The organism is Verrucomicrobiota bacterium (assembly GCA_019247695.1).
Classification (GTDB): domain Bacteria; phylum Verrucomicrobiota; class Verrucomicrobiia; order Chthoniobacterales; family JAFAMB01; genus JAFBAP01.
In genome coordinates this window covers 1-11,336 of sequence record JAFBAP010000082.1, presented here as the reverse complement: position 1 = coordinate 11,336, position 11,336 = coordinate 1, and the positions used below count along the sequence as shown (strand labels likewise).

Genomic DNA, 11,336 nt, shown 5'->3' with positions numbered 1-11,336 from the left:
CGGAGTTCGGAGTTCGGAGTTCGGAGTTCGGAGTTCGGAGTTCGGAGTTCGGAGCGGCAGCATGGGGGCGAGTTGCCGGTGTCAAGCTCCGGTTTCGTGGATCCTTTTCTGCGTGTTCTGCGGATGATTCGGTTTTCCCGCCGGGTGAGCGCGACCTTCGGGGAAGATCGGACCCGGTTCTACGCCGCCTCCGAGCGCCGAACTCCGAGCCCCGAGCTCCGAACTCCTCCTCCTCCTCCTCCTCCTCTTCCCGCCGTGGTCGCCGTGGCTCGCCGTGGTCGCCGTGTGAACTCAGTCGTTGTGCGCGCCCAACCCGCCGTGCCCGTGGTGTGACCGTGCATTTAAAACAAAATACAAAGTCGTAATTTATTTTCTTGCCCGATTATATAACTCCAAATAAGGATGTTCTTATATGGACGCATCCTCGTTGCACGTTGCTCGTCGCCGGCTCGGCCGGGTTCGCCGCCAGCTCGGCGTGTTGTTGTTGTTGTTGTTCTCGTTCCTGCAGGCTTCGGCCTATGCCGACGGAACCGGCGGGCTGGACCAGTTCATCACCCCCCTGAAATCGGGGTTGAATCTGATCGTGGTATTCGGCTTCATCGCCGGCTGCGTGATGGTGATGGGAGGTTTCCTGAATGCCCGGCGGGACGAGAATTGGAAAATGACGGTGATCTACGGCATCGGGGTGGCCGGTGCAGTCGTCCTGATGAAAGCCCTGTTCACGATGTTTGGAGGCCAGGCGGCCACGACCGTGAACGGTTTCTGACCCGGGTCTCTCCAAGGCGAATCGATATGGACGAAATGCTGGTCTATACGGATACGCGGCCCCGGGCAAAGGGGGCCGGGCACGCCTTCGGTTTCGAAGGTAACCTCGGCCTGCCGGTAGTGATCTCCGCGATGGTCTCGGTCCTCTTCCTCACCGTGCTTTTCAGTGGAGGCTCGCATATGCCGCTCGCGGTGCGGTTCGCAGCCGGCTTCACGCCTTTGGTCCTCACCACCGGCTACGTCGTGCTTCTGCGCAGCCGGAGGCCGCCGCGCTACGACGTCGACCTGCTTCGCTCGCTGGTAAACGGACCGGCGTTCCAACCCGCTCGCGTCCAGCCGGTTCATCCTTACCTGCACTCGAACCCGCGCCTGCACCGATGATCGACGCTTTGCTCCAGGCCTGCGGCGGGTTCGTCGACCGGGTCGCCCGCCCGAACCGTCGCCCGCTATCGCGTGTGACGCGCCAAGACATGCCGAACGGCTTTTTCCTCAATGACCTGCTTTGGTTTGGCGACGGCGCTTCCCGCAAAACGGCCATCGCGCGCGGGTTTTCGGTTGAGCCCGGCGAAATCAACGCGTTCAGCGTGCGTCAGCTCAACGATTTGCATGAACGCCTGCGTATCCTCCTCGGCATCCTGGGTGACGAGTACACCCTCCAGGTACAATGGAGCATCGACAGCGATTACCGGCAGGAGTTGGAGGATTACCACCGCGAGACGCTGGAACTGCGGCGGCGCGACCCGGTCCACGGCCAGTTTGGAGTCATCGTAAGGGCGGAGCGCTATGAGCGCTACAAAGCGGCGATGGAAGAAGGCCGGCTGCGGCGCGAGCGGCTGACGCTTTTTTTCTGTCGCGTGCTTGACACCCAGGTACCCGTTACGGGCTCGCGCGCGGTCGTCCAGTATTTCGACACGCTTTCCCGAAAAGAGAGCCTTGCCTTGCACGAACTCGGCCTGGGCACCGTAAGCCGGCTGTTCCCCGACTGCCTGGTCCGGCCCATGGGGGATTATAAACATTTTCTATACTACTACCGTTTCCTGAATCCGAACGTGTTCCTGCCTGACACCGACCCGCGGGAACTGTTCGACCCGGCGTTTTCCATCCAGCAGAATTGCCTGCACGACGAAGGCCTGACCCACACGACTGTACCCGCCTCTTCCTTCTGCCTGGGGGGCCTGCACCACGCGATCTTTGCCGTGCGCCAGTGGCCGCGCCGGACGTTCCCCGGCATCATCTCTACGCTGACCAGCATGGGTTTTCAGGAATACGCCATCACCTTGAACGTGTACCCGAAGTCGGTGGATAAGGTGATTGATGCGGAGGAGAAGAACATCCAACGGCTGCAGATAGACGCCGTTTCGGAGCGCAAGCAATCCCTGGTTGCGGATCTCGCGGCCAAGCAGGATAAAGTCACCGAATTGCAGCAGGGGAAAGTTATCCCGCTCGGCTGCCTGTACGTGGTGCGTATCTGGCACCGCAACGCCGATGCCCTGGTTTCCCGCTGCGCGACGTTGCGAAACGCCTTCACCGCCATGGGCGGGGCGGTCGTTCACCACGCGTCCATCCCTGAGAACGCGCGGCAGCTCTTTTACCAGACCTGGCCGGGGTGGACGTTCGGCGCTTACCGCGCCTTCGATTTACCGGCGGAAGATACTTACCTCGCCGATCTCATCCCCTGGTCGGCCACCTTTACGGGGCACCTCGCGGGCGCCGAAGCCATCTACAACGGAGCGCGCGGCAACCTGGTTGGGATTCGGACCCGGTTGAACGGTACCCCGCAGCACGGCGTCCTGTTCGGGATGACGGGCGCCGGCAAATCGGTGATCATCAGCGACCTGCTGGCTCAGATCGGGCACCGGTTCGGATTCCGCTTGATCGTGGAAGAAGGATTATCTCACGGCGTGCTCACCCAGACGCAAGGCTGCGAGCCGATCATTGTCAACCCGAACGGCGGCCTCACCATCAACTACCTTGATACCGGCGGGGTTCCGTTGTCACCGCTGCACCTGACGTTTGCCGCGGGGCTCGGGTTGCTGTTTGCCGGCCATGAAGGGCTGGACGGTGAACGCAAGGCGCTCCGGAGCGCATTGCTCACGGAAAACCTGCAGCAGCTTTACACGGATGTGTTCAATGACTGGACAATGGAGAACGAAGCCGCGGCCGAGGAGTTACGGTGGCGTGCGTGCGCGATCGACAAATTTCTGCGGACCCGGCTGAAAGGGGGGCAGTTTAACTTCGTCGACGCCTTCGCGGCGTTTCGCGACTGGGAAGCGCAAAAGCCGGACGAGGCGCACGCATTCATCCAGGAACTTGGAGAGCAAGCCGTCGTGGATTTCGCGAAGGCGCCCGCCACGGCGGGACGGGTTCGCGACCTGGCCTTCGCCTATTTTCGAGCGGACCAGTACCCGACTCACAGCGCCTTGGTGGAGCAGATTCTTTACGGTCCACGGGCGGGACTCCAGGAACGTGAGGAGTGCGACCGGGTCGGGAAGCTCCTGCGGGCGTGGGGCCGTGACGGCGAACGCGGCAACCTTTTTGATGGGCCAACCACGGTCCGCATTGACGGCCGGGTAGCACACTTTGAGCTGGGTCAGATCCCCGAGCACGCGGTTGAGATGCGTGCCGCCGCCAACTTCCTGGTAGCCAACTATGGACGCCAAAAAATCATCACCATGCCGCGTGCGGTCCCGAAAATTGCCATTTTTGAGGAAGCGGCACGGACGCTGGATGCCCCGGGAGGCATCAAGATTATCCAGGAATACTACCGCCAGATGCGCAAGTTCGGCTGCAACATCCTGGCGGTGGTTCAGCAGTACGACGTCATCAAACACTCACCGGTTCGCGGCGCCATGATCGGCAATTCCAAGCTGTTCCTGATCACCGCCCAGCAGAGCCGGGAAGATGCCCGCGAGATCGGCGAAGCTCTATCGCTTTCGGAGAAAACCATCGACACCATCTATAACTATCCATTACCGGAGTTGATGGACCCGAAGGACCGGTTCAGCGCGTTTACCTATGTCGCGAACGAACGGTCTCGCAAATTGATCGGGACGGTTAAAAATGTGGCTTCCCGCGAATTGTTGTACGCCGCTTCCAGCGACAACGAAACTTTCGACCGGCGCACCGCGGCCATGCGGCGCTATCCCAACGTGATCACGGCGATTCTGAACGAATCGGAGAATATGGCCTGCGCCCGGGAAAATAGCGCCACCGACCCGATCCTGTAATCAAAACCTCGGTCACGCCGCTTCCTATGCCGGATGCTCGTCATCAACGGAGTTTCACGGGTTCCTCCGGGAACGCCAAAAGGTTGATTCTGCCATTCTGTGCGTTGCTGATGATTGCCGGTTGCACCGTCGGTCCAACGGCGCCCAAAGGTCAGCTTACCATGCAGGGACGGGGTTCCGAAGCCCTCACCGATGAGGGCGACCCGCTCCTGACGCAGGGGATGGATGCGCGCAAAGTACCCGTTGACTTTGCGAAAGGCTATACCAAGGGCATTTCGGACCAGATCAAGCGCACGTACTGGGCGCAGCAGCAGAGCCAGCGCGCCAGGCCGGACGACGCCGAAGGCCGGATCCGTTACTACAACGCCACGATCCCGGAGCACGAGGATTCTGCGGGCGTCGTCCGGGTCCGGCGCGAGGTCGTGATTCCCATCGTTGAGTAGGTTCTATTTCCATGCGACACAAGAGATTGCTGATTTGCGGGTGGCTCCTGGTGCAGCTTATGCCCGGCGCACCGGCTCAGGGCTACGTGGTCCACGATCCCATCCACACGCTGCTCAACATCATGCAGCAATGCATCGGGCAAGCCAGCCAGGCTACGTACCACGCCCAGGACATCGCCAAGTACACGGCGATGATCAATAAACAAATTGAACAGATCAACCAGCTGACCACGGTGATCAACCAGAACGTCGATCACCTGAAGCGGTTCGGTGATCCGGACACCTACATCAACATGCTCGGCCTGGACAATCTGTTGGCCGAGGTAGAGAAAGGCAAGCAAGGCCTGGGTAGAACCATCGGCGATGTGCGCCAGACGGTAAACGGCTTGCAAGCGATCAAGGATAACGGGGCCGGACTCTATGACGATTTAAGCCGGCTCGCCGATAAATTCGGCAATCCCGTTCAACTCCAGGCCAACAGCTTCAAGAAGTTCGGGGCGGTGCAGACGTTATATGAGGATTACAACCGCGAATTGAACGACACCAATCAAGCCATCGCGCGGCTCCAGGCAGAGAAAGCCGACGCGCTGCAACGGCTTAATGCAGCCGGTTCTCTGGTTGAAGTGCAGAAGCTCACGGCAAAACTTCAGGGGGTCCAGACCAGCCTGGATAACCTGTTTGCCCGGGCTCATAACTCAGCGGTGAAAGTGCTCGTGCAGGAAGCCGCCAACCGCAACGATGAGGCCCGGCGCGCGGAGGCCGCCGCAGAAAGACGCGCTCAGGAAGCCGTCGCGGAAACTCAGCACCTCGTCGAACTCGGCCGCGAAGCCGTTCACGTCATCCGATAAAGCCATGCTCCTCGCGGCCAGCACAAACTCCGGAACGCCGAGCGCCGGTTTCCTCGATCCGCAAGCGATCCTCACGTCGGTGGGCACATTAGCCGGCCAGCTCGAGTCAGTTTCTTACTTGATCGCTTTTGTCCTTTTGGTCACCGGTGCGCTGGACGGGTTCCTGAAGCCCGCCCAACTTCTCCGCTTTCTTCAGCATCTTGCGCGTCTGGTGTGCCTGGTGACGGTAATCGTCGCACAAACGGCCATCCATACGCTCTTGCAGCAGATGGTTGATGGCATCGCCAACCAAACGGTGTCGCTGACGGTGCAGGATTACGCGTCCGCGTACAAGACGGTTAACGTGAACGCGCGCCTGGACGAAGCCGTCTTGCAAGCCATTATCGACAGCAAAGTCAATCCGGCCGATCACCCCGGGGCGAATCAGCCGGCCCAGTCGAGCGGGTGGTTTGGCGGCTTGCTGAAGGAAGCGGGGGACCTGATCAAGCTGGTGTCCGGCCGCATGTTTCATCACGTGGTTTTTGCACTCGTTTGCACCGCGTTACGCATTTGCGCACTCGTGGTGGCGCTGACCGATTTCCTGCAAAAATTAATCCTGATCCTGCTCGGCATCTGGTACCCGATCGGCATCGCCCAACTATCCGTTTCCGGGCTGAAGTCGGTCGGGACCCATTTTATCAGCACCTACGTGGGCGTCCACGTCTGGCCGATCGGGATGATCTTTGTGAACCTGGTGGCGTGCGGGTTGCTCGCCGGGGTGACGGCGGTTCAGCCCGGGCAGATTGTGGCTCTGCTGATGATGCTTGTGTACGTTTTTCCGATCCTGATCTGGCTGCTGGTGGGAAGTTTTATCGCGCCGGTTTTCGCCCAGAAACTCGTTACCCATGGGGGTTCGGCGTTGCAGGCGATGACCGGGGCAATGGTGGCGACCACCAGCGCCGTGACGGCCAGGTTAGTTAGCGGCGCCGCGCAAGGGCTTGGGTCGATGGTGAGCGGACACGGGGGCGCCCAAGGGCCGGGTCCATCCCGGAGGGAAGGCGGGGATTTTCTCCGCGATCGGGGAGGTATCCCTGAATTGGGCGGATCGGGAGCGACCGGCCAGCCTGTCCCGAGCGGCTGGTCCGGGCCGAGCTTGGGCCAAAGCGCGCGCGGGATGCTGGGCCTCGGCCTGAATGGGGTGAGCGCGGCGTCGGACCGCTTGGGGCGTCTGGGCGAGGCGCTTGGGGCAATGACTTCCGAAGCCGGGGATTACGGCCGGCACACGGTGTATAGCGTGGAAGACCTGCTGAAACCGGCGCGAACCCGGAACTCATCCGAGCGAGCCAGGAGATACCTCGATTCGAGATATGAGCAACGCGGCTACTGAACCACCTGCTTTGAGTAAATTGAGTAAACCCGTGCCGGATGCAGAACGGGACCTGACCGGGGACGTTGCGGCGCCTGCCCCTGCAGCCGCGCCGGACGTGAGCGCCGGTGCGGATGAAGCGTTGTACGATTATGAGGTCGCGCGCGATCCGCGGATGCAGGTAGCGGTCGCCGCGCACCGCGCGGCCAACGCCCTTGCCGCACAACGGCGCACCGTCCGTTTGCTCTGGGTCAGCCTGGTGCTATCGCTGGCCGCTCACGTCGTGGTTCCTCTTTATCTGGTGACCGTCATGACGCGCCCCCAAAAAGTAGCGTTGCTCGACGGCACGGAATCTTTGATGATCGCTCCCCTGGTGCCGGTTGAGGAAAGTCGTGAGATCATTGAGACCATTTCCTATTGGGCGGCAAAATCGTTGCTGGACCGTGGCCCGCAAGGGTTTGACGCACCCGAGACGCTCGAACGGGTCTACCTGCCTGAAGCCGCACAAAAAGCCAGGGCGGAGTTGAAGGCCGTCGCCGAAGAGTTAGCGAAGAAAAATATCCACCAGAAACTGGAGGTTGCCCGCATCGATTTTCAGTCGTTAAGCAACGGCGTTCTGCACAGCCATGTGGTAGGACAACTCTTGACCGAAGCGCAGGTGGGCGACGAGCAAGTCAACCAGGCGCAACCCGTTACGCTCAATCTCAAACTCATTCGCAATCCCTACCTCGGCCGGAACAAACGTTACCCGTTTGCCGTCACCGACTATAACCTGGGCCAGCCCGAGTCTTTGTCCGCATCAAAACGAAATGAAAAATAGATCTTTTCTTATTGTGCTGTGCTTTGCTTTCTCTCCGATCCTGGGGCGGGCCGCCGATGAGCTTGCGTCAAGGATCGTACGGGCACCGCTGAACCAGGCCGAGCCGGCCGTAATCAAGGTGGGCTTGAAAGGTATCACCACGATCGAATTTCCAGACCGGATCGAAGCCCTGGACGGATTCGGCTTCAGCCCTAACCCCGCTCCCGACGGCCCTGACCTGTTCCAAATCTCGTTTAACAAAGGCACCAATTTTTTGTCGCTGAAAGCGGTTCGGCCGAATGCGGAAGGAAACCTTTCGGTGGTGCTGAATTCCAAGGTTTACTGTCTGCTTTGTAAAGAGTCGCCGGACCCGAGTTTCGCGGTCATTTTCGAGGAAAGCGCCCATTCCGGCGCTGGCGTGACCACCGGTCCGCCGCCACCGTCGCAGAGGCCGGTTTCTCCCGGGCGTCTACTCGGTTTTCTGGACAAAGTGAAAGGATTCCCGGCGCTCAAGGTGAGCGCGGCGGAGATGTACAAAAACGTCGACGTGGCCGAACCCGATTCGTTGTCGAGTGCCGACGGGCTCGACATTTTCCTGAAACGTGTGATCCGCGACGACGCGCTCGATTCGGTCGGCTTTGAAGTGGAGTTAAGGAATGCGACCGATCGGGATTTTTACTATGACCCGGAAGGTTTCTCGGTTCGGGTTAAAGACGAGGTGTATCCGCAATCGGTTTCTGACGCGGCCGGGCTGGTGCCGGCCGGCAAGACGCAAGCCGCCTTCTTTGTGGTGACCGGTACCGCCAACGGCGGACGCAATGATCTGGCGGTAACGAACCGGTTCGAGGTGCTGATCAGGGCGATAAACGCCGAGCTTGATCCTCAGCGCAAAGTGTCGGCCGAGTGGCAGGAACCGCCGAATCGCCTTCCCACGAATGCAGCCGGTCATGCGCCTGCACCGGAAACGCAGGTCGCGGCTGCGCACCAGCAGAAGAAAAAGGGCAAAAAGGCAAATGAATAGGCGGACGCAGGCGATCATCGCCGTGGCGTTGCTGGTGAGTGCAGGGGTGCTCACACTGGCATTGGCGCAACGCGGCGGCGCACGAAAGCTGGGGAAGCGAGGCGAGACCCTGGTGGCCGGGTTCGAGAAGGTTACCGAACCGATGACGTCATCGTTGCGCAACTTCAGCCCGGTGTTGCCTCCCAAACCCAAGCCAAAGGCCGAGCGGGCCGCGCCGGTGCACAGGGAAACGCCTGTGACTGAAGCCGCCGTGATCCCGACGCCGCTCCGGCCGCTCACCATTTTCACGTCGGAAACGCAACCGGAGAAGCCTGCAACGCCGGACCCGCGCAGCGGCGATTACGCCCCGGCTTTTCGCCTCGTGAAATGCCAGCTCGTCAACACGGTTGATTCAAGCGACATCACCACGCCGATCATTGGCCTGGTAACTGAGGACGTCTGGTGGAATGGGAAAATCATCATCCGGGCGAATTCAGAAGTGCACGGCTTGGCCGCCCTGGATCGTTCGCGTGAACGCATCGCCAGCCAGGGAGATTTCACCTTCATCCTGAATGAACCGGATGGCCGAGGCCGCGAACTGGTCGTTCGCGGCCTCGCGCTGGACATGGATAAGGACGATGAAGTTGACAGTTACGGCATCACCGACGGCAGTGCCGGGTTGCGAGGCGACGTGATCCGCACGGCCAATAATGAGCTGATCAGGCTCTATGCCACCTCGCTGCTTAACGGGATTGCCGGCGCCGTCTCCACCTCGGCCAGCGGGCTGCTGGGCAACCGGGTGTATACCAACGGCAGTTCCTTGGGCTTAAGCGCCTTGCAGGGAGGCGTGATTAATCCGCTGGCCGGGGGGACCCAGGCCGTATTGGACCGGTACGCGCAACAGATCGCCTCAGCGGTCGAGCGCGACGGTTTCTTCGTACGCGTCCCGGCGGGCAAACAGTTTTACATTTACTGCACCGAGGCGATCGACCTCGGCAAAGCGCGGGTGGGCGCCGATGAAGAGCGCCGTGCGCGCGAGGAGGCTGAGTTGAACCTCGAAAAGCGGCGTGACCAGGTCCGCCGGGCCTTACCCGTGGACGCCCTGGAATTACTGAATCCATTGCTGCCTGCTTTGGTCCCGAAAAGTCAAAACGAAAAATAAGTATGTTTCATAGTATATCCGTCAAAACGGTTCCCGTTCTCCTGGCCCTAACGTGGGCCGGGTGCCGGTCCGAACCGGAAGCGGCCCTGGTTGCCGGGCGGTACGTAACCGGGCCGCCCCCGGAGTTTGTATCCGGTACGCACCCGTTGCCCACCCGGCCGGCACCGTTCGGCTCCTTGAGTTCAGTCCGCCAGCCTGAAGAAGTGAAAGTCTATGGGGTCAACCGCTACGTCGACCCGGCAGACAGCCGGGTGCTGCACGAGCGGCATGCCATCTACCGGATCGAACGGCCGTCCGGCTGGGTTGCACGCCAGCCCGATCACCACGGCGAAATCCTGTTGGGACCGGTGCTCGGACTGCGCCGCGCGGAGTATCGGCCCGAACCGATCCCGGGCGAAACCGCCCAAGCCCTCGTGCAGCAGCGCCGCACGTTGGAGGAAACCACCGCTGGAATCCAGAACGTCCAGGAGAATCAGCGACGGCTGAGCGCCAGCGTGGAACGCTTGGCGGCACAATCGGCCGAAGCGCAGCAAAAGTTGACCGCGATTGTCTCGGTGCTCAATGGGCGGTTGAAACGCCTGGAAAACGGTGAAGAACCGGGCAGACCCGAGGCGTCGGCCGAAGACATGGGCCCGCCGCAGCCCGCCACCGTCAGCCATTCCGTGCGCGGACCGGAATGACGGCAGAAGGACTCCTGAAACGAAGCGGCTGTGCGCCGGACGCGGACCTGGATCGCCAATGGCGAGCTCACCTGGCAAATCTAGGCCTGTACCTGGAGGAACGGATAAGAGGACAACGGCAGGCGATTCGCCGGGTTACCCAGGCTTTGCAGGCTTCGGCCCTTGGCCTGAACGCCGGGTCGGCGGGACCGAGAGCAAGTTTTCTGTTCCTCGGTCCTACCGGGGTCGGGAAGACGGAAACCGCCAAAGCCTTCAGCGAGTACCTGTTCGGCTCTCGCGCGTCTGTTGAAATGCTTTTCATGAACGAGTACGCGGCGGCGGCGCGTACCCCGGAGTTCCTTTCCCGCCTCGAGGCTGCGATCGTTCGCAATTCCCGAGGCGCAACGCTCGTGTTCGACGAAATCGAAAAGGCGCACCCTCAGCTGATCGACCTGTTACTGTCATTGCTCGATGAGGGGTTATTCACGGCTACATCCGGCGAGCGGTTCACCGTAAAGCTTTTCTACCTCGTGTTGACGAGTAATCTCGGCAGCGGCGACCTGGCGAAAATGGAAAATGCGCCGCACGCCACCATGGAGCGGATCGCTCTGGACGTTGCGCGCCAGGCATTGCGTCCGGAGCTTTTTGCGAGGATCACCGAGCACATCGTGTTTCGCCCGCTTGACCTTGAGGTTCAGAAGCAAATCGTCGATGAGTTGATCGCCAGGAAACTGGAAGTTCTCAGTCGCTATTTCGGGAGGCGTCTCACGATTGAGCGGGGACCGGTTGCCGCATTTCTTCTACGATCAGCGTATAACAAGAACCAGGGGGCCCGCCTGTTGCGGCAGGAAGTCGAGCGGCAATTTAATCGAGCCTGCCTGCCCTGGGCATTGCATGGTGAAGTGCCGCCGGAAGGCCGTTTTGATTATGACCCCGGCAGCGCCGGCCTCCTCTTAAGGTAAATGCCGGGAGGTGGCGGGTGGAGTTCGGAGTTCGGAGTTCGGAGTTCGGAGTTCGGAGTTCGGAGTTCGGAGTTCGGAGTTCGGAGTTCGGAGCTCGGAGTTCGGAGTTCGGAGTTCGGAGTTCGG

Annotated in this window: 11 protein-coding genes; all 11 read left to right on the top strand. The window is 60.8% G+C overall.

The features are described from left to right. The first annotated feature begins 412 nt into the window (after positions 1-412). Genes JO015_08725 through JO015_08675 form a run of 11 tightly spaced genes read left to right on the top strand, consistent with a single transcriptional unit; the run spans position 413 to position 11,210 of the window. On the top strand, positions 413-766 hold the full coding sequence (locus tag JO015_08725; protein MBV9999183.1) for a hypothetical protein: 354 nt from the start codon (positions 413-415) through the stop codon (positions 764-766). 26 nt (positions 767-792) lie between these two features. Next, a complete protein-coding gene (locus tag JO015_08720) occupies positions 793-1,146 on the top strand; it encodes a hypothetical protein (protein ID MBV9999182.1) in 354 nt (117 codons plus the stop codon). Next, on the top strand, positions 1,143-3,992 hold the full coding sequence (locus tag JO015_08715) for a hypothetical protein (protein ID MBV9999181.1): 2,850 nt from the start codon (positions 1,143-1,145) through the stop codon (positions 3,990-3,992). Before JO015_08720 ends, JO015_08715 begins: the two co-directional genes overlap by 4 nt. Positions 3,993-4,018: 26 nt before the next feature. Further along, entirely contained in the window at positions 4,019-4,435 is a 417-nt protein-coding gene (locus JO015_08710; protein ID MBV9999180.1) for a hypothetical protein, read from the top strand. Positions 4,436-4,446: 11 nt separating this feature from the next. Further along, positions 4,447-5,283 carry a hypothetical protein gene (locus JO015_08705; GenBank protein MBV9999179.1) on the top strand — a complete coding sequence of 279 codons (837 nt, stop codon included), beginning with the start codon at positions 4,447-4,449 and terminating at the stop codon, positions 5,281-5,283. A 4-nt stretch (positions 5,284-5,287) separates the two neighbouring features. Continuing rightward, positions 5,288-6,649: a hypothetical protein gene (locus JO015_08700; protein ID MBV9999178.1), complete on the top strand. Its 1,362-nt coding sequence runs from the start codon at positions 5,288-5,290 to the stop codon at positions 6,647-6,649. Between the two features lie 19 nt (positions 6,650-6,668). Continuing rightward, the gene (locus JO015_08695) at positions 6,669-7,448 is read left to right on the top strand and encodes a hypothetical protein (protein ID MBV9999177.1); all 780 of its coding nucleotides are present in this window, start codon (positions 6,669-6,671) and stop codon (positions 7,446-7,448) included. After that, entirely contained in the window at positions 7,438-8,448 is a 1,011-nt protein-coding gene (locus JO015_08690) for a hypothetical protein (protein MBV9999176.1), read from the top strand. The genes JO015_08695 and JO015_08690 overlap by 11 nt, the downstream gene beginning before the upstream one ends. Further along, positions 8,441-9,589, top strand: a complete 1,149-nt coding sequence (locus JO015_08685) for a TrbI/VirB10 family protein (GenBank protein ID MBV9999175.1) — start codon at positions 8,441-8,443, stop codon at positions 9,587-9,589. Before JO015_08690 ends, JO015_08685 begins: the two co-directional genes overlap by 8 nt. 2 nt (positions 9,590-9,591) lie before the next feature. Further along, positions 9,592-10,269 (top strand): hypothetical protein, encoded by a 678-nt coding sequence (locus tag JO015_08680; protein ID MBV9999174.1) that lies wholly within the window; start codon positions 9,592-9,594, stop codon positions 10,267-10,269. After that, complete coding sequence (locus tag JO015_08675; GenBank protein MBV9999173.1) at positions 10,266-11,210, top strand: ATP-dependent Clp protease ATP-binding subunit; 945 nt, start codon at positions 10,266-10,268, stop codon at positions 11,208-11,210. Before JO015_08680 ends, JO015_08675 begins: the two co-directional genes overlap by 4 nt. Positions 11,211-11,336: the final 126 nt, after the last annotated feature.

What these genes read in the sequence shown, in the direction of transcription:
- JO015_08725 (MBV9999183.1), top strand. Translation starts at nt 413, where the DNA reads ATGGACGCATCCTCGTTGCACGTTGCTCGTCGCCGGCTCGGCCGGGTT.
- JO015_08715 (MBV9999181.1), top strand. Translation starts at nt 1,143, where the DNA reads ATGATCGACGCTTTGCTCCAGGCCTGCGGCGGGTTCGTCGACCGGGTC.
- JO015_08700 (MBV9999178.1), top strand. Translation starts at nt 5,288, where the DNA reads ATGCTCCTCGCGGCCAGCACAAACTCCGGAACGCCGAGCGCCGGTTTC.
- JO015_08690 (MBV9999176.1), top strand. Translation starts at nt 7,438, where the DNA reads ATGAAAAATAGATCTTTTCTTATTGTGCTGTGCTTTGCTTTCTCTCCG.
- JO015_08720 (MBV9999182.1), top strand. Translation starts at nt 793, where the DNA reads ATGGACGAAATGCTGGTCTATACGGATACGCGGCCCCGGGCAAAGGGG.
- JO015_08675 (MBV9999173.1), top strand. Translation starts at nt 10,266, where the DNA reads ATGACGGCAGAAGGACTCCTGAAACGAAGCGGCTGTGCGCCGGACGCG.
- JO015_08710 (MBV9999180.1), top strand. Translation starts at nt 4,019, where the DNA reads ATGCCGGATGCTCGTCATCAACGGAGTTTCACGGGTTCCTCCGGGAAC.
- JO015_08705 (MBV9999179.1), top strand. Translation starts at nt 4,447, where the DNA reads ATGCGACACAAGAGATTGCTGATTTGCGGGTGGCTCCTGGTGCAGCTT.
- JO015_08680 (MBV9999174.1), top strand. Translation starts at nt 9,592, where the DNA reads ATGTTTCATAGTATATCCGTCAAAACGGTTCCCGTTCTCCTGGCCCTA.
- JO015_08685 (MBV9999175.1), top strand. Translation starts at nt 8,441, where the DNA reads ATGAATAGGCGGACGCAGGCGATCATCGCCGTGGCGTTGCTGGTGAGT.